Here is a 23,552-nt window from a genome sequence, read left to right on the forward strand (position 1 = left end):
GCTGGCAGCGACCTCCGACACTTCTCGGCGGACCGGCACGTAGGCTGCGCGGCGGAGGCGTCAGGGTGTCTGGTGGCCCCCGCGGCCTCTAAAGCCGACGTGACCGAGCAGCTCGGTCAGGCGGGTTCGATTCCCGTCCGCCTCCGCCACCACCTCCGCCCCCCTACGCTGCGGGCGATGTCCCACGACGCCCGCACCGACGACCCGCGGCGCGCGGTGCCCCGCACCGACGCGCTGCTGGCCGCGCCGCCGGTGCTCGCCGCCGTGCAGCGGCTGGGCCGGGCGCTGGTCAAGGACGCCGTCCAGCAGGTGCAAGGGCGGATCCGGGCGGGGGAGGTCGCCCCCGCGGACGCGGTCGCCGCCGTCCTCGCCGCCCTGCCGCCGACGGCGGGCAGCCTCCGGCCGGTGCTGAACGCCACCGGGGTGGTCGTGCACACCAACCTGGGCCGGGCGCCGCTGTCGCCCGCCGCGGTGGAGGCGATCGCGGCCGCGGCCGGCACCACCGACGTCGAGCTGGACCTGCGCACCGGTCGCCGCGGTCCGCGCGGGGAGGCGGCGCTCGGCGCCCTGCTCGACGCCGTCCCCGCCGCCGAGGCCGCGCTCGTGGTCGGCAACTGCGCCGCCGCGCTGGCGCTGGTCGCCACCGCGCTGGGCCAGGGCCGCGAGCTCGTCCTGGCCCGCGGCGAGCTGGTCGAGATCGGCGACGGCTTCCGCATCCCCGAGCTGCTGCAGTCCACCGGCGCCCGGCTGCGCGAGGTGGGGACGACGAACCGCGTCACCGTCGAGGACTACACCGCCGCGCTCTCGCCCGACACCGGCGCGGTGCTCAAGGTGCACCCCTCGAACTTCGTCGTCCGCGGGTTCACCCGAGCCGTGGGGGTCGACGAGCTGGCCGGGGCGCTCGCTGGCACCGGTGTCCCGCTGGTCGCCGACGTCGGCTCGGGGCTGCTCCGCCCGCACCCCCTGCTGCCCGACGAGCCGGACCTGCAGTCCACCCTGGCCGCCGGTGCCGACCTGGTGCTGGCCAGCGGCGACAAGCTGCTCGGCGGTCCGCAGGCCGGGCTGGTGCTCGGTCGGGCCCAGCTGGTGCAGCGGCTGCGCCGCCACCCCCTCTACCGGGCCCTGCGGGTGGACAAGACGACCCTGGCCGCCCTGGAGGCGACCCTGCGCGGGCCGCTGCCGCCGGTCCAGCAGCTGCTCGCGGCCACCCCCGCCGACCTCCGCTCGCGAGCCGACGCCGTCACCCGGAGGCTGGCCGCGGCGGGGATCGACGCGCAGGTCGTGGACGCACCCGCCCGCGTCGGCGGGGGTGGGGCGCCGGAGCACCCGCTGCCCGGCGTCGCCGTCTCGCTACCCGGTGCCTTCGCCGAGCCGCTGCGCCTGGGTGCCGTGCCGGTGGTCGGCTACCTCGAGGACGGCCGGACGCTGCTCAACCTGCGGAGCCTGCTCCCGGTCGACGACGACGCCCTGGCCGACTCGGTGCTGGAGGTGGCCCGGCGGTGGACGTGATCGCCACGGCGGGGCACGTCGACCACGGCAAGTCCGCCCTGGTGCGGGCGCTCACCGGGATGGAGCCCGACCGTTGGGCCGAGGAGCGCCGCCGCGGGCTGACCATCGACCTCGGCTTCGCCTGGACCGAGCTGCCCACGGGCCGCACGGTCGCGGTCGTCGACGTCCCCGGGCACGAGCGGTTCGTCGGCAACATGCTCGCCGGGATCGGCTCGGTGCCGGCTGCGCTGCTCGTGGTGGCCGCCGACGACGGCTGGTCGGCGCAGACCGCCGAGCACGTCGCGGTCCTCGACGCCCTGGGCGTGCGGCACGCGCTGCTCGCCGTCACCAAGTCCGACCTCGCCGATCCCGGCCCGGTGCTCGCCGACGCCACGGAGCGGCTGGCCGGCACCTCGATGGGTGGCGTCCCCGCGGTCGCGGTCAGTGCCCTCACCGGTGCCGGGATGCCGGAGCTCGGCACCGCGCTGGAGCGGCTGCTGGGCGGCCTCCCCGCGCCCGACGCCGATGCGCCCGTCCGCCTCTGGATCGACCGCGCCTTCACCATCAAGGGCGCCGGGACCGTGGTCACCGGCACGCTGGCCGCGGGCACGGTGGCGCCGGAGGACCGGCTGCGGCTGGGGGACCGGGACGTCGTCGTCCGGGGTGTGCAGTCCCTCGGCCGCCCCGTGGACCGGGCGTTCGCCACCGCACGGGTCGCCCTCAACCTGCGCGGCGTCGGGGTCGAGGAGATCTCCCGCGGGGACGCCCTGCTCACCCCGGGTGCCTTCCGGAGCACCGCGGAGGTGGACGTGACGCTGTCCGGCGTCCCCGAGGGCCGGCTGCCGGCCGAGCCGGTCGTGCACGTGGGCTCGGCGACGGTCGGGGCGCGGCTGCGCCCGCTGGACGGCAGTGCCGTGCGGCTGCGGCTGGACGCCGCGCTGCCGCTGCGGGTAGGCGACCGGCTGCTGCTGCGCGACCCCGGCACCCGGCTGGTGCTGGGCGCCGACGTCCGGGACGTCGACCCACCGGAGCTGCGCCGGCGCGGTGCCGCCCGCCGGCGCGCCGCGGAGCTGAGCGCGCGGCCGGCCGGTGCGGCGGACGCGGCCGCCGAGCTCGCCCGGCGACGCATCGTGCGCACGGCGGACTTCACCGCGATGGGCTGGACCGTGCCCGGCGACGCCGAGGAGCGCGGGCCGTGGCTGCTCGCGCCCGGGCTGGCCGACGCCCTCGCCGCCCGCCTGCCCGACGTCGTCGCGCGCTACCGGGCGCTGCGCCCGCTGGAGCCCGGACCGCCGGTCGAGGTCGTGCGCCGGGCGCTGGAACTGCCGGGGGTCGAGCTGGTCCCCGCGCTGGTGCGCGCGCCGCTGGCCCTGCGCGACGGCCGGGTGGTCGACGACGCCGCCGAGCTACCGCCCGCCGTGCAGCGCGCCGTCGACGCGGTGCGTGCCCGGCTGGTCGCGGACCCGTTCGCCGCGCCCGAGGTGCCCGAGCTGGCGGCTGCCGCCCTCGGCCCGCGGGAGCTCGCCGCGGCCGTGCGCAGCGGGCAGCTGGTCCGCATCGCCGACGGCGTCTACCTGGCGCCCGGCATCGCCGAGGTCGCGCGTGCACGGCTCGCCGGCCTGCCCGAGCCGTTCACCGTGAGCCAGGCCCGCCAGGCCTGGGGGACCACCCGCCGGGTCGCCGTCCCGCTCATGGAGTGGCTGGACACGCGGGGCGTCACCACCCGGCTGCCGGACAACACCCGCCGGCTCCGCTGAGCGCCGATCAGCGGTAGGGGTCGGTGATCTCCCGCAGGGCGGCGAGCGCCTCGCGCAGCTGCCGCCAGCGGCGCTCGCCGAGGTGGGCCCGCCACTCGGCCTCCACCTCGGCGACGACCGCCGCGGCCACCGGCTGGGCGGCGGTGCCGCGCTCGGCCAGCCGGACCAGGCGGGCGCGCGCGTCGCTCGGATCGGGGGTCCGGCGCACGTAGCCGGTGCGCTCGAGCTGGTCGACGAGGTGGCTGGCGGTCTGCTTGGTCACCTGCGCGGCCTCGGCGAGCTCGGTGAGCCGGGTGCCCTCGGGCCCGATCCGCTGCATCACCCGCGCCTGGGCGAGCGTGAAGTCGTCGAAGCCGGCCTCGGCCAGGGCCGCGAAGATGCGGTTCTCCATCGCCCGGTGCGCCACGAACAGCAGGACGCCGATGTTGAGCTCGTCCGCTTCGCGGAGAGGTTCTGCCACGCGGAGGACTCCTTGACGATGGTCAGACGACCGAACTAATCTGGTCCGATCATCGTACTAGTTGCCGAGGAGGTCCCCATGGGACCGACGCCGATGCCGACGATGGATCTCGACGCCGTGTGGGCGACGATCGACAGCGAGCGGCTCGCCCTCGCCGACCTGCTGGACGACCTCACCGCCGGCGAGTGGGAGCAGCCCTCGCTCTGCGCGGGGTGGCGGGTGCGCGACGTGGCAGCGCACCTCGCGCTCGCCCAGACCCGGGCCGGGCGGGCCGCCGTCGACCTGATCCGCGCGGGCGGTCGGCTGCAGAGGATGATCCACGACAGCGCCGTCCGGCACGCCGCACTGCCGACCGGGCAGCTCGTCGCGCAGATCCGCGGCATGGCGGGGTCCCGGCGCACCGCTCCGGGCGTGCGCCCGCTCGAGCCGCTGCTCGACGTGCTCGTGCACGGGCAGGACGTCGCCGTGCCGCTCGGCCGGCCGCGCACCATGCCGGTCGGGGCGGCGGCCACCGCGGCCACCCGGGTGTGGACCATGCCGTGGCCGATGTCCACGACGTTCTCCCCCCGGAAGAGGCTGGCCGGGCGGCGGCTGGTCGCGACCGACGTCGACTGGACCGCCGGCGCGGGTGACCTCGTCGAAGGGCCGATCGAGGCGCTCCTGCTGCTGCTCACCGGCCGGATCCCCGCGGTCGCGGGACGGCTGACCGGCCCCGGAGCCGCCGCTCTCCGCTAGCCCTCCGCCGGCACCCACCGCGCGGGGCGCTTCCCCCGGAACGCCGCGATGCCCTCCTGGCCCTCCTCGCCGGCGAAGAACCGGGCGGACAGCTGCAGCAGGTCGGCGAAGTCCAGGTCCGGCTGCCGGGAGCGCAGCAGCCGCTTGGTCTCGGCCAGCGCGGTCGGCGCCCCCGCGGCGAGCGCGGCCAGCTGCCCGGCGAGCACGGCGTCGAGCTCGTCGTCGGCCGCCACGAGGTCGACCAGGCCACCGCCGGCGGCGGTCCCGGCGTCGAACACCTCGCCGGTGAGCATGAGGCGGTGCGCCACGTGCGGGGTCATCCGCGGCAGCACGACGGCCGAGATCACCGCCGGCACCAGGCCCAGCCGCACCTCGGAGAAGGCGAACGTCGCCGACGACGCCGCGACGACGACGTCGCACGCCGCGGCCAGGCCCACCCCGCCGGCGCGCGCCGGCCCGCGGACGGCCGCGACGACCGGCTTGCTCGAGGACCAGAGGAGCTGCAGCAGCTCGGGGAACTCGAGGACGCCCTGGTCGCCGGCCGCGCCACCGGCCGCCTCGGCCAGGTCCATGCCGGAGCAGAACACCCGGCCGGTGTGGTCGAGCACGATCACCCGCACCGCGTCGTCGGCCAGTGCCGCGGTGAGCGCCGTCCGCAGCTGCGCCCGCATCGCGGCGGACAGCGCGTTGCGGTTCGCCGGGGAGTCGAGGGTCAGCGTCGCGACGCCCGCGGACACGGTCACCTGCATCACTCGGTCGTGGGTCACAGCCGCATCCTGCCGCGGCCGGCCGCCGGCGCGGCACACTGGGAGCAGATGAACACCGTCCTGCCCGTGGTCGAGCGCGCCGTCCCGCCGCTCGAGCTGCCGGAGTCCGCGCGCGAGGGGCTGGCGAGCACGCCGTTCGGCCTCTACGTGCACGTGCCGTTCTGCGCGACCCGCTGCGGCTACTGCGACTTCAACACCTACACCTCCGATGAGCTCGGGCCCGGCGCGAACCGCGCCGAGTACGCCGGGACGGCGATCGACGAGCTGCGCCGCGCCGCCCGGACCCTGGGGCCGGACCTGCCGACGGTCTCGACGGTGTTCGTCGGCGGCGGCACCCCGACGCTGCTGCCGGCCGCCGACCTGGCCGCCGTCCTCGCCGAGGTGCACCGGCTCTTCCCCGTGGCCGCCGACGTGGAGGTCACCACCGAGGCCAACCCCGAGACCGTGGATCGCGGCTACCTCACCTCGCTGCGCGAGGCCGGCTTCACCCGGGTGAGCCTGGGCATGCAGTCCGCGGCCGAGCACGTCCTCGCCGTCCTGGACCGCCGGCACACCCCCGGCCGGGCGGTGCAGGCGGCGCACGACGCCCGTGCGGCCGGCTTCGAGCACGTCAACCTGGACCTCATCTACGGCACGCCGGGCGAGAGCGACGCCGACTGGGCCGCCTCGCTCGGCGCCGTCCTCGCCTCGCCGGTCGACCACGTCAGCGCCTACGCCCTGATCGTCGAGGACGGCACCCGGCTGGCCCGGCGGATCAGCCGCGGCGAGCTGCCCGTGCCGGACGACGACGTGCTGGCCGACCGCTACGAGCAGGCCGACAGCACGCTGCGCCGCGCCGGCTTCGACTGGTACGAGGTCTCCAACTGGGCGACCTCGGACGCCGCCCGGTGCCGGCACAACGAGCTGTACTGGGCCAACGCCAACTGGTGGGGGATCGGCCCCGGCGCGCACAGCCACGTGGGCGGGATGCGCTGGTGGAACGTCAAGCACCCGGCGGCCTACGCCGACCGGCTGACCCGCGGCGAGAGCCCGCACGCCGACGCCGAGCTGCTCGACGACGACGACCGGGCGCTGGAGACGGTCATGCTGGGGCTGCGGCTCCGCGAGGGTCTGCCGCTGGAGCTGCTGTCCGACCTCGGCCGCCGCCGGGCCGCCGACGCCGTCGACCGGGGACTGCTCGACGGCGCCGCGCACGCGGCCGGACGCGCCGTCCTCACCGACCCGGGCCGGTTGCTCGCCGACGCCCTGGTCCGCGACCTGACCGACTGAGCCCGCGGGAAAAACGGGTCCGGGACGGGGGCCGCTGGGCTAGGGTGGCCCACTTCCGGGCAGCACCGCCGGCAACGGAGCCGGGCGGGCGAGGGGGTGGTCGACGGTGGACGCGTGCACGTCCCGCACGGCCGCGAGCTCCCCGCCGGGCCTCCCGGCGCACGCCACCCCGGCGCTGTCCGGCGGCATGCTGCTGGCCCTGGCGATGAACCGCCGGGCCCGAGGGCTGCGAGGACTCGACGTCCTCCGCCGCAGCCAGGACAGGGCCCCGCCGCAGGCCGACTGACTCGCTCCCGAGTCGCCGAACCCCCTTCCTGACGCGCACCCGACGGGTGACCGCGTCCTCCCGCATACCCCGAGGACATCCCATGACCACCACGCTCGACACCCGCGACCTGCCGGCCGGCGACTCCCGCTGGGAGGCCTTCCGCACGCTGCTCGAGGAGCAGCGCGCCGACTGCGTGCGCCAGCGCGAGGACGCCCTCGCCGAGTGCGCCCAGTCCGTGCCCGACCCCGTCGCGCTGCGGCGCAGCGCCTCCCTCTCCGACGCGATCAGCGAGATCGACGCCGCCCTGGAGCGGATCGCGGCCGGTACCTACGGCACCTGCGCGCACTGCTCCGCGAGCATCCCCGAGGAGCGGCTCGAGCTGCGCCCGCGCACCAGCACCTGCGTCGCCTGCACCGACCGGCGCTGAGGCACGCTCCCGGTGCTCAGTCCCGACGGGGGCCGGGCACCGGGGGCTGCGCCGGGATGGCGGCCGTGGACGGGCCGACGGCCGGCTGGACGGGGCTGAGCGCATCCAGGTCCAGCACCCGCACGTGGATGACGTTGCGCTGCTGGAGCGCCGCGCGCAGCGCCCGGTGCAGGCCGTCCTCCAGGTAGAGCTCGCCGCGCCACTGCACCGCGTGCGGGAAGAGGTCCCCGTAGAAGGTCGAGTCATCGGCGAGCAGGGTGTCCAGCGCCAGCTGCCGCTTCGTCGTCGTCAGGGTGTCCATGCGCACCTGACGCGGCGGGATCATCGCCCAGTCCCGGGTCGACAGCCCGTGGTCGGGGTAGGGGCGCCCGTCTCGCACAGCCTTGAAGATCAGGGGACGACCTCCGCTCCGTGTCCGCCCGGGCGCCGACGGACCCCACCCTATCGGCCGGGGCGTAGGCGGGGCCGCGTGCCGCGAGCCACGCGACGGAGGCCGCCGCCGGTCGTATGCTGGGTTGGCACTCCGGCCGTGCGAGTGCCAGCCGGGGCGGTGCCCGGCCGGGTACCGCGCGGCGGGTCGACCGGTACGGGGAGGTGTCTCGTGGCGCACGACGAACGCCGCCTGGAGGTTCTTCGCGCGATCGTCCAGGACTACGTCTCGACCAACGACCCGGTGGGCAGCAAGGCGCTGGCCGACCGGCACGACCTGGGCGTCTCCCCGGCCACCATCCGCAACGACATGGCGGTCCTGGAGGAGCAGGGCTACATCACCCAGCCGCACACCAGCGCCGGCCGGGTGCCCACCGACAAGGGCTACCGGCTCTTCGTCGACCGGCTGTCGGCGGTCAAGCCGCTGTCGGTGGCGGAGCGGCGGGCGATCGAGCGGTTCCTCGACGGTGCCGTCGACCTGCACGACGTCCTCGGCCGCACCGTCCGGCTGCTCGCCCAGCTGACCCGTCAGGTGGCCGTCGTGCAGTACCCGACGCTGTCCCGCAGCGCCGTGCGCCACCTCGAGGTGGTGCAGGTGGCGGCGGCCCGCCTGATGCTGGTGCTGATCACCGACACCGGACGGGTGGAGCAGCGGGTCGTCGACTGCCCGGTCGACACCGACGCCGGGGCCGTCGCCGAGCTCCGCACCCTGCTCAACTCCGCCTTCACCGGCGTGAAGCTCACCGAGGCCGGCGACAAGGTGCCCGACCTGCTGGAGACGGCGCCGCCGCACCTGCGCGGGCTGGTCGCCACGGTGAGCGCGACCCTGCTGGAGACCCTCGTCGAGCCCGGGGAGGACCGCCTGGTCATCGGGGGCACGGCGAACCTCGCCCGCGGCAACGCGCTGGACTTCCACGGCACCGTCAGCCCGCTGCTGGAGGCGCTGGAGGAGCAGGTCGTGGTGCTCCGGCTGATCAGCGAGGTCGACGCCGGCACCGTGCTGGTCCGCATCGGCGAGGAGAACGCCCACGAGGCGCTGACCGGCGCCTCGCTGGTCACCGTCGGCTACGGCTCCCACGACCGGGCGCTGGGCGGGCTCGGCGTCGTCGGCCCGACCCGCATGGACTACCCCACGAACATGGCCGCGGTCCGCGCCGTGGCCCGCTACGTCGGCCAGATCCTGGCCGAGAGCTGAGGACGAACTTCTCGATGGCAACCGACTACTTCGGCGTCCTGGGCCTGTCCCGCGAGGCCAGCGACTCCGACATCAAGCGCGCCTACCGGCGGCTGGCCCGGGACCTGCACCCGGACGTCAACCCCGACCCCGAGGCCAAGGAGCGCTTCCAGGAGGTCACCCGTGCCTACGAGGCGCTGACCGACCCCGAGAAGCGCCGCATCGTCGACCTCGGCGGCGACCCGTTCGACACCGGCGGTGGAGGCGGCAACGGGTTCGGCGGCGCCGGCTTCGGCGGCGGCCTGGGCGACATCATGGACGCGTTCTTCGGCGGGGCGACCACCCGCGGGCCGCGCGGCCGCACCCGGGCCGGCCGGGACGCGCTCATCCCGATCGAGCTCGAGCTCGACGAGTCGGTGTTCGGCACCGTCAAGGAGCTGACCGTCGACACCGCGGTGCTCTGCGACCTGTGCTCCGGGGCCGGCACCGCGCCCGGCACCCACGTGACCACGTGCACCACCTGCTCGGGCCGCGGTGAGGTGCAGAGCGTCCAGCGCAGCTTCCTCGGCCAGGTCATGACCAGCCGCCCCTGCCCCACCTGCTCGGGCACCGGGCAGGTCATCCCCGAGCCGTGCTCCAAGTGCGCCGGCGACGGCCGCGTCCGCTCCCGCCGCACCATCTCGGTCAAGGTGCCCGCGGGCGTCGAGGACGGCATGCGCATCCGGCTCACCGGCCAGGGCGAGGTCGGCCCCGGCGGCGGCCCGGCCGGCGACCTCTACGTCGAGGTGCACGAGCGGCCGCACGACGTGTTCACCCGCGACGGCGAGGACCTGCACTGCCGCGTCACGCTGCCGATGACCTCCGCGGCGCTGGGCACCACGCTCAACCTCAAGACCCTCGACGGCGAGGAGGAGCTCGACATCGCCGCCGGCACCCAGTCCGGCAGCGTGCTCACCCTGCGCGCGCACGGCGCCCCCCGGCTGCGGGCCACCGGCCGGGGCAACCTCGTCGTGCACGTCGACGTGGTCACGCCCACCAAGCTCGACGCCGAGCAGGAGAAGCTGATGCGGGAGCTGGCCGCGCTGCGCGGGGAGGACCGGCCGGAGTCCAACCGCGAGGCGCAGGGCGGGCTGTTCTCCCGCGTCCGCGACGCCTTCCACGGGCGCTGATCCGGCCGTGACGACCGACGCCGGCGTCCCCGACCTCGACGGGGCACCCCTCTTCCTGCTCGACGCCCTCCCGGCCGGGGACGAACTCCTCGTCGACGGCGCCGAGGGCCGGCACGCCGTGGACGTGCTGCGCCTGGAGCCGGGGGAGACGGTGCGCGTCGGCGACGGGCGCGGCGCGGTGGCCGAGGGCTCGGTCGTCGCGGCCGGGCCACGGGGGCTGCGGGTCGCCATCAGCGCCCGGTTCGAGGTGCCGGCGCCGCAGCCGGAGTTCGTCCTGGTGCAGGCCCTGCCCAAGGGTGACCGCGGCCCGCTGGCCGTGGACCTCGCCACCGAGCTCGGCGTGGACCGCATCGTCCCGTGGGCGGCGGCGCGCTGCGTGACCCGCTGGCGGGACGACCGGGTGGCCAAGGGTGTGGCGAAGTGGCGCGCTGCCGCGCGGGCGGCGAGCAAGCAGTCCCGCCGGCCGCGGGTCCCCGAGGTGACCGAGCCGATGTCCACCCGGGAGGTCTGCGGCCTGCTCGCCGACGCCGACCTCGCCGTGGTGCTGCACGAGCAGGCGCGCCGCCCGATGGCCGGGCTGACCGTGCCGGACAGCGGCGTCGTCGCCGTCGTCGTCGGCCCCGAGGGCGGGCTCACCGACGGCGAGGTGGTGGCCTTCCGCGCCGCCGGCGCCGAGCCGGTCCGCCTGGGCCCGGAGGTGCTGCGCACCTCCACCGCCGGCGCCGCGGCGCTGGCCGCGCTGAGCGCCCGCACCCGCTGGAGCTGATCAGCAGCAGCGGCTCACCGGGTTCGCCTCCAACGCGTCGGACCGGCGGCGCTCGAACTCCCGTCGGGTCATCGGCTCGTGCCCGTGCGCGGCGCAGTGCTCGAGGTAGCGGTCCCAGCGCGCCTCGCCGGTGAACTCGCGCAGGTACCAGCGGAGGCTCCGCCACGCCCGGACCACCGCGGCGCTCACTGCTCCTCCGCCTCGGTGCGGCCGGCCCCGGCGCCCACCAGCCGCCCGTCCCGGGCCCGCTTCTCCTCCGCCGTCGGGAAGAAGCCGGCGGGCTCGACCAGCCGCGAGGCCGTGTGCGGCTCCTCGGTCGTCGGCAGCGCACCGCGGGTGCGGATCGCGCGGGCGATCACCACCACCGCGTTCACGACCACCACGACCACGAGCACCGCGAAGGCCGCCTGCAGGATGCCGTTGAGCGTGGAGTTGAAGACGACCTGGTCCATCTGCCCGCGGTCGGTCGCAGGCGCGAGCAGCTCCCCGGCGGCCCGGGCGTCGGCGTAGCGCCGGCGCTGCGCGAAGTACCCGACCGCGGGATCGCCGGAGAAGACCTTCTGCCAGCTCGCGGTCATGGTGACCACCAGGTCCCACACCAGCGGCACCGCCGTCACCCAGGCGTAGCGCAGCTTCCCGTGCTTGATGAGCAGCACCGTGACCAACGTCAGCGCGATCGCCGCCAGCAGCTGGTTGGCGATGCCGAACAGCGGGAAGAGCTGGTTGACCCCGCCCAGCGGGTCGGTGACGCCGACGTAGAGCACGTAGCCCCACAGCCCGACGACGACGGCGCTGGCGATGACGTTGCCCGGCCGCCAGGAGAGGTCCCCGAACTTCTTCCAGACGTTGCCGATCGTGTCCTGCAGCATGAACCGCCCGACGCGGGTGCCGGCGTCGACGGCCGTGAGGATGAACAGCGCCTCGAACATGATCGCGAAGTGGTACCAGAACGCCTGCAGGTTGCCGCCGAACGCGTCGCTGAACACCTGCGAGATGCCGACGGCGAGGGTCGGCGCGCCACCGGTGCGCGAGATCAGGCTGGGCTCCTGCACCGCCGCCGACGCCGCGGCCAGGTCCTCGGCCGACGTCGGGAAGCCCAGTCCGCCGACGAAGGCTGCCGCCGAGCCCGGGTCACCGCCGGTCACGCCGGCCGGGGCGTTCATCGCGAAGTACAGCCCTTGGTCGATGACGCAGGCGGCGATCAGCGCGCTGATCGCGACGAAGGACTCCATCAGCATGCCGCCGTAGCCGATGAGGCGGACCTGGTTCTCCTTGGCGACCATCTTCGGCGTCGTCCCCGAGGAGATCAGCGCGTGGAAGCCCGACAGCGCGCCGCAGGCGATGGTGATGAAGACGAAGGGGAACAGCGAGCCGGCGAACACGGGCCCGGTGCCCTCGCGGGCGAACTCGGTGACCGCGTCGGCCTGCAGGACCGGGCGGGCGATCAGCAGCCCGACGGCGAGCAGGACGATGACGCCGATCTTCATGAAGGTCGACAGGTAGTCGCGCGGGGTGAGCAGCAGCCAGACCGGCAGCACCGAGGCGACGAAGCCGTAGACCACCAGCGCGAGGACCAGCCACTCGCGGGACAGCGTGAGCGCCTCGCCCAGCCCGGTGTCGTCGATCCAGCCGCCGCCGATGATCGCCAGCAGCAGCAGGACGACGCCGATGCCGGTGGCCTCGAGCACCCGCCCGGGCCGCAGCACGCGCAGGTAGACGCCCATGAACAGCGCGATCGGGATGGTCAGCGCGATGGAGAAGACGCCCCACGGCGACTCGGCCAGCGCGTTGACCACGATCAGCGCCAGCACCGCCAGGATGATGATCATGATCGCGAAGACGGCGATCAGGGCGGCGATCCCGCCGACCAGGCCGATCTCCTCGCGCACCATCTGGCCCAGGCTCTTGCCGTTGCGGCGCATGGAGAAGAACAGCACCGTCAGGTCCTGGACGGCCCCGGCGAAGATGACGCCGACGATGATCCAGATCGTGCCGGGCAGGTAGCCCATCTGGGCGGCCAGCACCGGCCCGACCAGCGGCCCGGCGCCGGCGATCGCGGCGAAGTGGTGGCCGAACAGCACCCGGCGGTCGGTGACGTCGAAGTCGACGCCGTTCTCCAGCCGTTCGGCCGGCGTCGCGCGGGTGTCGTCCGCCTCGAGCACGCGGCGCACGATGAACTTCGCGTAGAAGCGGTAGGCGATGGCGTAGGAGCACAGCGCGGCGAAGAGGATCCACAGCGCCGAGATGCTCTCGCCGCGCGCCAGCGCCAGCACCGCCCAGCACACCGCGCCGACGGCGGCGACCAGCGCCCAGATCCCGATCTGGGCGGGCGACATCCGGCGGCCGGCCGGTGGCGCGGGGGAGCGGCCGCTCGGCGAGCTACCCGCGGTGAGGGTCCCGGACATGGCGTCCTCCGTCCCGACACCGGCTCCGTCGCCGGCCCCCGTCGGTTACGCCCTCGAGCCTAGGGAGCCGGGAGGGTTCCGGCGCGCTGGAAGGTGTGCCCGCCCCGCCCATAGGGTGCGCACCGTGTCCGACTGCCTGTTCTGCCGCATGGTCGCCGGGGAGATCCCCGCCGACGTCGTCCACCAGACCGACCGGGTGCTGGCCTTCCGCGACATCAACCCCCAGGCGCCCACCCACGTGCTCGTCATCCCCAAGGAGCACCACGCCACCGTCGGCGGCCTCGCCGAGGCCGACCCGGCGCTGCTCGGCGACGTCGTCGCCGGCGCGCACGCGGTCGCGCGCCAGGAGGGCCTGGTCGCCGGCGACGGCGCGGAGCCCGGCTACCGGCTGGTGGCCAACACCGGCCCGCAGGCGGGGCAGACCGTGCAGCACGTGCACCTGCACGTCCTCGGCGGCCGCGGCTTGAGCTGGCCACCCGGCTGATCCCTCCGCCTGCGAGGATCGGTCGGTGACCGAGCAGACCCCCGCGCCCGTCCGCATCGAGCGGGACGGCGACGTCGCCGTCGTCGTCCTCGACAACCCGCCGCTGAACCTGTTCACGCCCGCGGTCTTCCAGGCGCTGGACGCCGCGGTCGGCCAGCTCGTCGGGCTCACCGACCCGCAGCGGCCCGACCGTGCCCGGGCGGTGCTGTTCGAGGCCCGCGGCAAGGTCGTCTCGGGTGGGGTCGACGTCACCTTCTTCCGCGACATCGCCGAGGGCCCCGAGCCGGTGGCCCGCGGCGGCGAGCTGTGGGCGCAGCTGCTGCGGGTCGCGCAGACGGTCGAGGACCTGCCCGTGCCCACGGTCTTCGCCGCGCACGGGCTCACCCTGACCGCAGCCTTCGAGCTCTCCCTGGCCTGCGACATCCTGCTGGCCGCCGAGAAGGCCTCGTTCGGGCTGGTGGAGATCGTCGTCGGGCTGACGCCGTCGATGGGTGGGCCGCAGCGGCTGGCCGAGCGGGCCGGCGCGGCGCGCGCCCGCGAGCTGGTCTACACCGGCGAGCGCTACCCGGCCGCGGTGCTGGAGCGGTGGAACGTCGTCAACCGGGTCCTGCCCGACGAGGGGTTCTCCGAGGCCGCCCGCGGCTACGCCCGGCAGGTCGCCGCCGGGCCCACCCTCGCGCACGCCGCGACCAAGCGGCTGGTCGCCACGTCGGTGCGGGAGGGCGCCCGGGCCGCGGACGCGCTGGTGCCCGAGGTCTCCGGCGCGCTGTTCGCCAGCGAGGACCTGCGGGGCGCCGTGCGGTCCTTCCTCGCCGACGGTCCGGGGAAGGCGACCTACTCGGGGCGGTGACCTCGCACTCGGACCGGGGTTCGGGGTGCCGAGCACGGGTAGCATCGAGCGGTCCGAACTCCCAGCCAGGAAGGCAGGGTCGAGGGTTCTTGCCCGACACCTCCCCGAACGTCCCCGTCGAGGGCGCCCCCACGTCCCGTGAGGCCTCGGCTCAGGCCGCCGCCGTGGACGGCACCGCGTCCGACACCGACGCCTCGAGCCGGCCGGCCGCCGTCCGCGCCACCATCGCGGTCCCCGACTCGGTCCCCATGGTCGCGCTGCTCGGCTCCGCCGACGAGCTGCTGCGCCTGGTCGAGGCCGACGTCGAGGCCGACGTGCACGTGCGCGGCAACGAGATCACCGTGACCGGGCAGCCGGCCGACAACGCCTTCGCCGTCCGCGTCTTCGACGAGCTCATCGCGCTGATCGGCACCGGCCAGCAGCTGCGGCCGGACTCCGTGCGCCGGGTGATCGCGATGCTCAAGGGCGGTGGGTCCGAGCGGCCCGCCGACGTGCTGAGCCTCGACATCATCAGCCGCCGCGGCCGCACGATCCGGCCCAAGACGCTCAACCAGAAGCGCTACGTCGACGCGATCGACCAGCACACCATCGTCTTCGGCATCGGCCCGGCCGGTACCGGCAAGACCTACCTGGCCATGGCCAAGGCGGTGCAGGCGCTCCAGACCAAGCAGGTCAACCGGATCATCCTCACCCGCCCGGCGGTCGAGGCCGGCGAGCGGCTGGGCTACCTGCCCGGCACGCTCAGCGAGAAGATCGACCCCTACCTGCGGCCGCTGTACGACGCGCTGCACGACATGGTCGACCCGGAGTCGATCCCGCGGCTCATGGCCTCCGGCACGATCGAGGTGGCCCCGCTGGCCTACATGCGCGGCCGGACCCTGAACGACGCGTTCGTGATCCTCGACGAGGCGCAGAACACCACCGCCGAGCAGATGAAGATGTTCCTGACCCGGCTCGGGTTCGGCTCGAAGATCGTCGTGACCGGCGACGTCACCCAGGTCGACCTGCCCGGCGGCGCCCAGAGCGGGCTCAAGATCGTGCGGGAGATCCTCGACGGGGTCGAGGACGTGCACTTCGCCAACCTGACCAGCACCGACGTCGTCCGGCACCGGCTGGTCGGCGACATCGTCGACGCCTACGAGCGCTACGACGCCTCCCGGCAGCCCACCACGACGCGGCCGGGCGCGCCCGCGCCGGCCCGACCGGCCCGGCCGCGCCGGCAGGGGAGCTGACCGCCGTGCCCGTCGAGGTCTCCAACGAGTCCGAGATCGCCGTCGACGAGGCGGAGCTGGCCGGCATCTGCCGCTTCGTGCTCGGCGAGATGAAGGTCAACCCCATGGCCGAGCTGTCGGTGCTCTGCGTGGACGTCGAGTACATGAGCAGCCTGCACGAGCGCTGGATGGGGGAGAAGGGGCCGACCGACGTCCTGGCCTTCCCCATGGACGAGCTGGACACCGCCCGCCCCGACGACCCCGACCCGGGTCCGGCGCTGCTCGGTGACGTCGTCCTCTGCCCCGCGGTCGCCGTCCGCCAGGCGCGCGCCGCCGGGCACTCCATGGACGACGAGCTGGTGCTGCTGGCCACCCACGGGGTGCTGCACCTGCTCGGCTACGACCACATGGAGCCCGACGAGGAGAAGGAGATGTTCGGTCTCCAGTCGCAGCTCATCGAGGGCTGGCGCTCGGCTCCGCGACAACCGGTGACCGGCGCGGCGCAGGAGCAGGACCCGCGATGAGCTCCAGCGCGATCGTCCTGCTGGTGATCGCCTGCCTGCTCGTGCCCCTCGCGGGGCTCTTCGGGGCCATGGACGCCGCGCTGCAGCGGGTGTCCAAGGCCCGCGTCGAGGAGCTCCGGCGCGAGGGCGCCAAGCGCGCGGCCGCACTCGAGGCGGTCGTGGTCGACCGAGCGCGGCACGTGGCGCTGCTGCTCCTGCTGCGCATCGCCTGCGAGATGATCGCCGCGGTGCTCGCCACCGTCCTGCTCTACGACGCGTGGGGCGGCGGCTGGCGCACCTTCCTCACCGCCGCTGGCGTGCTCACCGTCGTCAGCTACGTGCTGGTGGGCGTCGGCCCCCGCACCCTGGGCCGGCAGCACGCCTACTCGGTGGCGCTGGCGACCGCCGGCGTGGTGAAGATGCTCGGCCGGGTGCTCGGCCCCGTCGCCACGCTGCTCATCCTCGTCGGCAACATGATCACGCCGGGCCGCGGCTTCCGCGACGGCCCGTTCTCCTCCGAGGTCGAGCTGCGCGAGCTGGTCGACATGGCCGAGGAGCGCGGCGTCGTCGAGTCCGGCGAGCGGAACATGATCCACTCGGTGTTCGAGCTCGGCGACACCATCGCCCGCGAGGTCATGGTGCCGCGCACCGACGTCGTCTACATCGAGCGCACCAAGACCGTGCGGCAGGCGCTGGCCCTGGCGCTGCGCAGCGGCTTCAGCCGCATCCCGGTGATCGGCGAGAACGTCGACGACGTCGTCGGGGTGGTGTACCTCAAGGACCTCGTCCGCCGGTCGCAGAACTCGGCGGACAACCGCGGCCCGCGCGTCGAGGAGCTGATGCGCACGGCGTCGTTCGTGCCGGAGTCCAAGCCGGTCGACGAGCTGCTGCGTGACATGCAGGCCCAGCGCATCCACATCGCGATCGTCGTCGACGAGTACGGCGGCTTCGCGGGCCTGGTCACCATCGAGGACATCCTCGAGGAGATCGTGGGCGAGATCGCCGACGAGCACGACGCCATCCAGCGGCCGCCGGTCGAGGAGCTGCCCGACGGCTCGATGCGGGTCACCGCCCGGCTGCCCGTGGAGGACCTCGCCCAGTTGTTCGGCGTCGAGCTGCCCGAGGACGACGACGTCGAGACCGTCGGCGGGCTGCTCGCCCGCGAGCTCGGCCTGGTGCCCATCGAGGGCTCGTCGGCCGAGATCGGCGGGCTCCGGCTGGTCGCCGAGAGCACCGGCGGACGGCGCAACCGGGTCGACACGATGCTCGTCTGCCGGGTCGAGGAGCAGGCGGACGAGGACGCCGACGAGACGGGCGCGCCGACGGCGAAGGGGGCCACCCGGTACGAGGAGCCGGCCGCGGTGGAAAGCTAGGTCACCGTGCCTGAACTCCAGCCCGAGGACGCCAAGCTCGTCACCCTCGCCCGCTCCGCCCGCGCCCGCACCGGTGCCGCCGAGGGGGCGGCCGTCCGCGACACCGACGGGCGCACCTACGTCGCCGCGAGCGTGGGGCTGCCGTCGCTGAAGCTGTCGGCGCTGCAGGCCGCGGTCGCCGCCGCCGTCTCCAGCGGGGTGGAGGGGCTCGAGGCCGCGGTCATCGTGTCCGAGGCCGACGCGGTGGAGCAGGAGGGCCTGGCTGCCGTCCGCGACCTGACGCCGTCGGCCCCCGTGCACCTCGCCGGCCCCGACGGGACCCTGCGCCTGTCGCTCTGACGTCGGTGGTCGGTGGGAGACTGTCCCCGTGAGCACACCTGAGCAGACGCCGCACCGCAGCGGCTTCGTCGCCCTGGTGGGCCGCCCGAACGCCGGCAAGACGACGCTGACCAACGCGCTGGTCGGCGAGAAGGTCGGCATCGTCAGCAACCGGCCGCAGACCACCCGGCACGCCATCCGCGGGGTGGTGCACAAGCCGCAGGGCCAGATCGTGCTGGTCGACACCCCCGGCCTGCACAAGCCGAAGAGCCTGCTGGGCAAGCGGCTCAACGACGTCGTCCGGGACACGCTCTCCGACGTCGACGTGATCGTCTTCTGCGTCCCCGCCGACCAGCCCGTGGGCACCGGTGACAAGTTCATCGCCCGGCAGCTGCGCGAGGTCAAGGCGCCGGTCGTGCTGGTCGTGACCAAGACCGACGCGGCGTCGAAGAAGGTCGTCGCCGAGCAGCTCGTGGCCGCCAGCCAGCTGGTCGAGGCCGCGGAGATCGTGCCGGTGAGCGCGGTGGCCGGCGACCAGGTGGAGCTGCTGGAGGACCTGCTCATCGGCCTGCTCCCGGAGGGCCCGCCGCTCTACCCGGAGGAGCAGACCACCGACGAGGACGTGGAGCGTCAGCTGGCCGAGCTGGTCCGCGAGGCGGCGCTGGAGAAGGTGTTCCAGGAGGTGCCGCACTCGCTGGCGGTCACCATCGAAGAGATCAACCGCCGGCCCGACCGCGACCTGGTCGAGGTGCACGCGCTGCTGCACGTCGAGCGCAACAGCCAGAAGCCGATGCTGCTGGGCAAGGGCGGCTCGATCATCAAGGCCATCGGCAGCGAGGCCCGCGTGGGCATGGAGACGCTGCTGGGCGCCCGCGTCCACCTCGACCTGCACGTCACGGTGCTCGGGGAGTGGCAGGACGACCCGAAGAAGCTGAACAGGCTGGGCTATTGAGCACCACCCCGAAGGCCCTCTACCGCGACGAGGGCATCGTGCTGCGCACCCAGAAGCTGGGTGAGGCCGACCGGATCGTCACCGTGCTCACCCGCCGCACGGGCAAGGTGCGCGCGGTCGCCAAGGGGGTGCGCCGCACGAAGAGCAAGTTCGGCGCCCGTCTCGAGCCGTTCACCCACGTCGACCTGCAGCTCTACACCGGGCGCAACCTCGACATCGTCAGCCAGGTCGAGTCGATCCGCTCCTACGGCCAGGAGATCGTCGCGGACTACCCGGCCTACACCGCCGGCACCGCCGTGCTGGAGACCGCCGACCGGCTCACCGCCGAGGAGAAGGAGCCCTCGCTGCGGATGTTCCTGCTGGTCGTCGGGGCGCTGCGCACCCTGGGCGAGCGGACCCACCAGCCCGGCCTGGTGCTCGACGCCTTCCTGCTGCGGGCGATGTCGGTGGCCGGCTGGGAGCCCGCGCTCGGTGACTGCGCCCGCTGCGGCGAGGCCGGGCCGCACCGCCACTTCTCCGTCCCGGCCGGCGGCACGGTGTGCCCGCCGTGCCGGCCCACCGGCTCGGCGATGCCCAGCCCGGTCACCCTCGAGCTGATGGAGGCACTGCTGACCGGCGACTGGGCGCGGGCCGATGCCAGCCAGGGCACCAACCGCCGGGAGAGCAGCGGGCTGGTGGCCGCGATGCTGCAGTGGCACCTCGAGCGCGGGCTGCGGTCGCTGCCGCTGGTCGACCGCTCCGACGCCCGCCCCGCGGTCGTGCAGCCGGCCGCGCCGCTGGTCGTGGGGAGCGGCGCGTGAGACGCGAGGTCAAGGCGCCGAACCCGCACCCGTCGGGCGCCCGCCCGCCGGAGCTGCCGCAGGACAAGGTGCCCGGGCACGTCGCGATCGTCATGGACGGCAACGGCCGCTGGGCCAAGGAGCGCGGGCTGCCGCGCACCGCCGGGCACGAGGCGGGGGAGTCCTCCCTCTTCGATTGCGTCGAGGGCGCCATCGAGCTCGGCATCAAGGGCATCAGCGCCTACGCCTTCTCCACGGAGAACTGGCGGCGCAGCCCGGACGAGGTCCGCTTCCTCATGGGCTTCAACCGCGAGGTGATCCGCCGGCGCCGCGACGAGATGCACGAACTGGGTGTGCGGGTGCGCTGGGCGGGCCGCCGGCCACGGTTGTGGCGCTCGGTGATCAAGGAGCTGGAGATCGCCGAGGAGCTCACCCGCGACAACGACGTCCTCACGCTCACCATGTGCGTGAACTACGGCGGCCGGGCCGAGATCGCCGACGCCGCCGCGGCCATCGGCCGCGAGGTCGCCGCCGGCCGGCTGAACCCGGACAAGATCGACGAGAGGACCATCGCGCGGTTCCTCGACGAACCGGACATGCCCGACGTCGACCTGTTCGTGCGCAGCTCGGGGGAGAACCGCACCAGCAACTTCCTGCTGTGGCAGTCGGCCTACGCCGAGTTCGTCTTCCTGGACACGCTGTGGCCCGACTTCGACCGCCGGCACCTCTGGGCGGCGTGCGAGGAGTACGCCTCCCGCCAGCGGCGGTTCGGCTCAGCCTGAGGTGGGCCGGCCCACCACGCCGGCCGCGACCAGCCGCTCGATCTCCGCGTCGTCGTAGCCGAACTCGGCCAGCAGCGCGGTCGAGTGCTCGCCCAGGTCCGGGACGTCGCCCATGGCCAGCTCGACGTCGGTGAACGTCATCGGCGGCAGGATGGCCCGCACCGGGCCGGCCGGGGTGCCGACCTCGCGCCACCGGTCCCGCTCGCTGAGCTGCGGGTGATCGATCAGCCCCTGCAGGTCGTTGATCTGCGCCGCCGGCACCCCCGCCTCGGCCAGCCGCGCATCGAGGTCGGCCGTCGTCCAGCCGCGGGTCTCCGCGGCGACCACCGCGTCGCACTCCTCCCGGTTGGTCACGCGCAGCACGTTGGTGCGCAGGCGCGGGTGCTCGGCCAGCTCCGGGCGGTCGAACACCTTGATCACCAGGTCCTGCCACCCGCGGTCGTTCTGCACCCCGATGAGCACCTGGCCGTCCGTGGTCGGGTAGGCGTCGTACGGCGCGATCGCGGCGTGGCTCAGGCCCATGCGGGGCACCTGCCGGCCGGCGTACATCGCCATGTACATCTGGTGGCCCAGCCACTCGGCGGTGGCGTCGAACATCGACACCTCGACCGTCGCCCCCTCGCCCGTGCGCTCCCGGCGGAACAGCGCGGCGAGCACCGACTGGCTGGCGTACAGGCCCGCGGCGATGTCGGAGGCGGGCACCCCGGTCTTGGTCGCCGTCTCCGGCGTGCCGGTGACCGAGACCAGGCCGGTCTCGGCCTGGATGAGCATGTCGTAGGCCTTGCGGTCCCGCCGCGGACCGGCGGTGCCGTAGCCGGACATGTTGACGACGACGAGCTGCGGCCGGTCCGCCCGCAGTGCCTCGGCACCCAGCCCGAGCCGCTCGGCCGCCCCGGGCGCGAGGTTCTGCAGGAAGACGTCGGCGCCGGCGACGAGGGACCGGACCACCGCCCGGCCGTCGTCGGACTTCAGGTCGAGCGCGATCGATTCCTTGCCCCGGTTCAGCCAGACGAAGTGCGAGGCCAGCCCGTGCACGGCGCCGTCGTAGTGCCGGGCGAAGTCGCCCTCACCCACCCGCTCGATCTTGACCACGCGGGCGCCCAGGTCGGCCAGGTGCCGGGTGGCCAGCGGAGCGGCCACCGCCTGCTCCAGTGCCACCACCGTGATCCCGGTCAGCGGCAGGGGGAGGGGTGTGACGGCGGTCATGGGGGCACAACATAGTGTCCGGCCCATGAGCGCCCTGACAGCCGACGAGCAGGAGATGGTCGCGCTGGTCGCGCGCTTCGTCGACGAGCGCGTCGCGCCCCGGGTGCGGGAGTTCGAGTCGGTCGACGAGTACCCCGAGCCGTTCATCGAGGAGATGAAGGAGCTCGGCTTCTTCGGTCTCCTGGTGCCCACCGAGCACGGCGGGGCGGGAGTCAGCGCGGCCTGCTTCGCCCGCGTCACCGAGGAGCTGGCCCGCGGCTGGATGAGCCTGGCCGGCGCCATCGGCGGCCACTCGGTGATCAGCTACCTGATCGCCGGCTTCGGGACGCCGGAGCAGCAGCAGCGCTACCTCCCGGCGATGGCCGAGGGCCGGGTGCGCGCCACCATGGCGCTGACCGAGCCGTCCGGGGGCAGCGACCTGCAGGGCATGCGCACCCACGCGCAGGCCGACGGCGAGGACCTGGTCATCACCGGGTCCAAGACCTGGATCTCCAACGCCCAGCACTCCGGCCTCATCGGGCTGCTGTGCAAGACCGACCGCACCGCCGTCCCGGCGCACGCGGGCATGAGCGTCGTCCTGGTGGAGCCCGGCGAGGGCCTGACGGTCTCGGGCAAGATCCCCAAGCTGGGCTACCGCGGCGTCGAGGCGTGCGAGCTCTCCTTCGACGCGATGCGGGTGCCGGCCTCCGCCGTCCTCGGCGGGGAGCCCGGGCACGGCTGGCGGCACATGATGCGCGGGCTGGAGGTCGGCCGGATCCAGGTCGCGGCGCGGGCGGTCGGGGTGGCGCAGGCCGCGCTCCGGGCGGCGCTGACCTACGCCCAGGACCGCGAAACCTTCGGCAAGCCGATCTGGCAGCACCAGTCGGTCGGCAACCTGCTCGCCGACATGGCGACGAGGACCCGCGCCGCCCGGCTCATGACCCTGGACGCCGCGGCGGTGCTCGACGGCGGGCAGCGCGCCGATCTCGAGGCCGGGATGGCGAAGCTGTTCGCCTCCGAGACGGCCATGCAGGTCGCGCTGGACGCGATGCGGGTGCACGGCGGCTACGGCTACTCCCGCGAGTACGACGTCGAGCGGTACTTCCGCGACGCCCCGCTGATGATCCTCGGCGAGGGCACCAACGAGGTGCAGCGCAACGTCATCGCCGCCCAGCTCGTCGCCCGGGACCGCAACCGAGAGGGAATCTGACCCATGCAGCTCAACGGACTGACCACCGCCGTCACCGGCGGCGCCTCCGGCCTCGGCCTGGCCACCGCCCAGCGGCTGGTCGCCGCCGGCGGCCGGGTGACGATCATCGACCTGCCCAGCTCGGCCGGCGAGCAGGTGGCCTCCGACCTGGGGGACGCCGCCCGGTTCGCCCCGGCCGACGTCACCGACAGCGAGCAGTTCGCCGCCGCCCTGGACGCCGCCGGCGAGGACGGCCCGCTGCGCGGCCTGGTGCACTGCGCCGGCGCCGGCCGGCGGCTGCGGGTCCTGGACAAGGACGGCGAGCCCGGGTCGCTCGAGGACTTCGAGTGGGTGGTCAAGCTCAACGTCACCGGCTCCTTCAACGCCCTGCGTTTGGGCGCCGCGCGCATGGCGCGCACCGAGCCGGTCGACGGCGAGCGCGGCGCGATCGTGCTGACGGCGTCGGTCGCCGCCTACGAGGGCCAGATCGGCCAGCTGCCGTACACCGCCTCCAAGGCCGCCATCGTCGGCATGACCCTCAACGCCGCCCGCGACCTCGCCTCGAAGGCGATCCGGGTCTGCACGATCGCGCCGGGGATCATGGACACGCCGCTGCTGGCGCGGCTGCGCGAGGACGTGCGCGCGTCCCTGGAGGCCTCGGTGCCGAACCCGCCGCGGCTGGGGAACACCGCGGAGTTCGGGCTGCTGGCCGCGCAGATCCTGGAGAACGGCTACCTGAACGGCGAGACCATCCGCCTCGACGGCGCCATCCGCATGGCGCCGCGCTGAGCGGGGGCGGACCGGTGTTCGCG

At 74.6% G+C, this 23,552-nt stretch carries 26 protein-coding genes and 1 tRNA gene; 21 read left to right on the plus strand and 6 right to left on the minus strand.

Annotated elements, in window-relative coordinates:
* The first annotated feature begins 53 nt into the window (after positions 1 to 53).
* The 3 genes from ACI79H_RS04805 to selB all read left to right on the plus strand — a co-directional run bounded on the left by ACI79H_RS04805 (position 54) and on the right by selB (position 3,245).
* A tRNA-OTHER gene (locus tag ACI79H_RS04805) sits at positions 54 to 149 on the plus strand.
* 28 nt (positions 150 to 177) lie between these two features.
* Positions 178 to 1,509, plus strand: coding sequence for an L-seryl-tRNA(Sec) selenium transferase (selA, locus tag ACI79H_RS04810; RefSeq protein ID WP_456553237.1), 1,332 nt, complete (start codon positions 178 to 180; stop codon positions 1,507 to 1,509).
* Positions 1,500 to 3,245 carry a selenocysteine-specific translation elongation factor gene (gene selB / locus ACI79H_RS04815; RefSeq protein ID WP_456553238.1) on the plus strand — a complete coding sequence of 582 codons (1,746 nt, stop codon included), beginning with the start codon at positions 1,500 to 1,502 and terminating at the stop codon, positions 3,243 to 3,245. The genes selA and selB overlap by 10 nt, the downstream gene beginning before the upstream one ends.
* 7 nt (positions 3,246 to 3,252) lie before the next feature.
* On the opposite strand, the gene ACI79H_RS04820 is transcribed toward selB, so the two are convergent.
* A complete protein-coding gene (locus ACI79H_RS04820; protein ID WP_456553239.1) occupies positions 3,253 to 3,705 on the minus strand; it encodes a MarR family winged helix-turn-helix transcriptional regulator in 453 nt (150 codons plus the stop codon).
* Positions 3,706 to 3,783: 78 nt separating this feature from the next.
* Here ACI79H_RS04820 and ACI79H_RS04825 point away from each other — a divergent pair, with 78 nt between their 5' ends.
* Positions 3,784 to 4,440, plus strand: a complete 657-nt coding sequence (locus tag ACI79H_RS04825; RefSeq protein ID WP_456553240.1) for a maleylpyruvate isomerase family mycothiol-dependent enzyme — start codon at positions 3,784 to 3,786, stop codon at positions 4,438 to 4,440.
* Here ACI79H_RS04825 and ACI79H_RS04830 read toward each other — a convergent pair.
* A complete protein-coding gene (locus ACI79H_RS04830; protein WP_456553241.1) occupies positions 4,437 to 5,207 on the minus strand; it encodes an enoyl-CoA hydratase-related protein in 771 nt (256 codons plus the stop codon). The two genes, ACI79H_RS04825 and ACI79H_RS04830, sit on opposite strands and share 4 nt — an antisense overlap.
* 48 nt (positions 5,208 to 5,255) lie before the next feature.
* Between ACI79H_RS04830 and hemW the strand changes: the two genes are divergently transcribed.
* From hemW to ACI79H_RS04845, 3 genes are all read left to right on the plus strand, one after another.
* A complete protein-coding gene (hemW, locus tag ACI79H_RS04835; protein WP_456553242.1) occupies positions 5,256 to 6,476 on the plus strand; it encodes a radical SAM family heme chaperone HemW in 1,221 nt (406 codons plus the stop codon).
* 106 nt (positions 6,477 to 6,582) lie between these two features.
* Positions 6,583 to 6,762 (plus strand): hypothetical protein, encoded by a 180-nt coding sequence (locus ACI79H_RS04840; protein ID WP_456553243.1) that lies wholly within the window; start codon positions 6,583 to 6,585, stop codon positions 6,760 to 6,762.
* 82 nt (positions 6,763 to 6,844) lie between these two features.
* A complete protein-coding gene (locus ACI79H_RS04845) occupies positions 6,845 to 7,171 on the plus strand; it encodes a TraR/DksA family transcriptional regulator (protein WP_456553244.1) in 327 nt (108 codons plus the stop codon).
* A gap of 16 nt (positions 7,172 to 7,187) precedes the next feature.
* Here the strand turns inward: ACI79H_RS04845 and ACI79H_RS04850 are convergent, their stop codons facing one another.
* Complete coding sequence (locus ACI79H_RS04850) at positions 7,188 to 7,874, minus strand: type II toxin-antitoxin system VapB family antitoxin (RefSeq protein WP_456553245.1); 687 nt, start codon at positions 7,872 to 7,874, stop codon at positions 7,188 to 7,190.
* On the opposite strand from ACI79H_RS04850, the gene hrcA reads away from it, so the two are divergent.
* The 3 genes from hrcA to ACI79H_RS04865 are packed head-to-tail and all read left to right on the plus strand — an operon-like array spanning position 7,773 to position 10,709.
* The gene (hrcA, locus tag ACI79H_RS04855; protein ID WP_456553246.1) at positions 7,773 to 8,795 is read left to right on the plus strand and encodes a heat-inducible transcriptional repressor HrcA; all 1,023 of its coding nucleotides are present in this window, start codon (positions 7,773 to 7,775) and stop codon (positions 8,793 to 8,795) included. The genes ACI79H_RS04850 and hrcA overlap by 102 nt on opposite strands.
* 14 nt (positions 8,796 to 8,809) lie before the next feature.
* Positions 8,810 to 9,943: a molecular chaperone DnaJ gene (gene dnaJ / locus ACI79H_RS04860; RefSeq protein WP_456553247.1), complete on the plus strand. Its 1,134-nt coding sequence runs from the start codon at positions 8,810 to 8,812 to the stop codon at positions 9,941 to 9,943.
* A gap of 7 nt (positions 9,944 to 9,950) precedes the next feature.
* Complete coding sequence (locus ACI79H_RS04865; RefSeq protein WP_456553248.1) at positions 9,951 to 10,709, plus strand: 16S rRNA (uracil(1498)-N(3))-methyltransferase; 759 nt, start codon at positions 9,951 to 9,953, stop codon at positions 10,707 to 10,709.
* Here the strand turns inward: ACI79H_RS04865 and ACI79H_RS04870 are convergent, their stop codons facing one another.
* Positions 10,710 to 10,898, minus strand: coding sequence for a YbdD/YjiX family protein (locus ACI79H_RS04870; RefSeq protein ID WP_456553249.1), 189 nt, complete (start codon positions 10,896 to 10,898; stop codon positions 10,710 to 10,712).
* The gene (locus tag ACI79H_RS04875) at positions 10,895 to 13,114 is read right to left on the minus strand and encodes a carbon starvation CstA family protein (protein ID WP_456553250.1); all 2,220 of its coding nucleotides are present in this window, start codon (positions 13,112 to 13,114) and stop codon (positions 10,895 to 10,897) included. Before ACI79H_RS04875 ends, ACI79H_RS04870 begins: the two co-directional genes overlap by 4 nt.
* Positions 13,115 to 13,238: 124 nt before the next feature.
* On the opposite strand from ACI79H_RS04875, the gene ACI79H_RS04880 reads away from it, so the two are divergent.
* The 9 genes from ACI79H_RS04880 (at position 13,239) to ACI79H_RS04920 (ending at position 20,366) form a co-directional block, all read left to right on the plus strand.
* Positions 13,239 to 13,598 carry a histidine triad nucleotide-binding protein gene (locus ACI79H_RS04880; protein WP_456553251.1) on the plus strand — a complete coding sequence of 120 codons (360 nt, stop codon included), beginning with the start codon at positions 13,239 to 13,241 and terminating at the stop codon, positions 13,596 to 13,598.
* A gap of 25 nt (positions 13,599 to 13,623) precedes the next feature.
* Positions 13,624 to 14,448, plus strand: a complete 825-nt coding sequence (locus ACI79H_RS04885) for an enoyl-CoA hydratase/isomerase family protein (protein WP_456553252.1) — start codon at positions 13,624 to 13,626, stop codon at positions 14,446 to 14,448.
* Positions 14,449 to 14,537: 89 nt separating this feature from the next.
* On the plus strand, positions 14,538 to 15,680 hold the full coding sequence (locus tag ACI79H_RS04890) for a PhoH family protein (RefSeq protein ID WP_456553253.1): 1,143 nt from the start codon (positions 14,538 to 14,540) through the stop codon (positions 15,678 to 15,680).
* A 5-nt stretch (positions 15,681 to 15,685) separates the two neighbouring features.
* Complete coding sequence (gene ybeY / locus ACI79H_RS04895; RefSeq protein ID WP_456553254.1) at positions 15,686 to 16,183, plus strand: rRNA maturation RNase YbeY; 498 nt, start codon at positions 15,686 to 15,688, stop codon at positions 16,181 to 16,183.
* Positions 16,180 to 17,535: a hemolysin family protein gene (locus tag ACI79H_RS04900; protein ID WP_456553255.1), complete on the plus strand. Its 1,356-nt coding sequence runs from the start codon at positions 16,180 to 16,182 to the stop codon at positions 17,533 to 17,535. The genes ybeY and ACI79H_RS04900 overlap by 4 nt, the downstream gene beginning before the upstream one ends.
* A gap of 6 nt (positions 17,536 to 17,541) precedes the next feature.
* Entirely contained in the window at positions 17,542 to 17,874 is a 333-nt protein-coding gene (locus ACI79H_RS04905) for a cytidine deaminase (RefSeq protein ID WP_456553256.1), read from the plus strand.
* A 28-nt stretch (positions 17,875 to 17,902) separates the two neighbouring features.
* Entirely contained in the window at positions 17,903 to 18,805 is a 903-nt protein-coding gene (gene era / locus ACI79H_RS04910; protein WP_456553257.1) for a GTPase Era, read from the plus strand.
* Positions 18,802 to 19,605 (plus strand): DNA repair protein RecO, encoded by an 804-nt coding sequence (gene recO, locus ACI79H_RS04915; protein WP_456553258.1) that lies wholly within the window; start codon positions 18,802 to 18,804, stop codon positions 19,603 to 19,605. Before era ends, recO begins: the two co-directional genes overlap by 4 nt.
* Positions 19,602 to 20,366, plus strand: coding sequence for an isoprenyl transferase (locus ACI79H_RS04920; protein ID WP_456553259.1), 765 nt, complete (start codon positions 19,602 to 19,604; stop codon positions 20,364 to 20,366). Before recO ends, ACI79H_RS04920 begins: the two co-directional genes overlap by 4 nt.
* Here ACI79H_RS04920 and ACI79H_RS04925 read toward each other — a convergent pair.
* The gene (locus tag ACI79H_RS04925) at positions 20,358 to 21,572 is read right to left on the minus strand and encodes a CaiB/BaiF CoA transferase family protein (RefSeq protein ID WP_456553260.1); all 1,215 of its coding nucleotides are present in this window, start codon (positions 21,570 to 21,572) and stop codon (positions 20,358 to 20,360) included. The genes ACI79H_RS04920 and ACI79H_RS04925 overlap by 9 nt on opposite strands.
* A 25-nt stretch (positions 21,573 to 21,597) precedes the next feature.
* Here ACI79H_RS04925 and ACI79H_RS04930 point away from each other — a divergent pair, with 25 nt between their 5' ends.
* Positions 21,598 to 22,761, plus strand: coding sequence for an acyl-CoA dehydrogenase family protein (locus ACI79H_RS04930; RefSeq protein WP_456553261.1), 1,164 nt, complete (start codon positions 21,598 to 21,600; stop codon positions 22,759 to 22,761).
* Positions 22,762 to 22,764: 3 nt separating this feature from the next.
* Entirely contained in the window at positions 22,765 to 23,529 is a 765-nt protein-coding gene (locus ACI79H_RS04935; protein ID WP_456553262.1) for an SDR family NAD(P)-dependent oxidoreductase, read from the plus strand.
* Positions 23,530 to 23,552 lie beyond the last annotated feature (23 nt).

The organism is Blastococcus sp. SYSU D01042 (genome assembly GCF_054050515.1).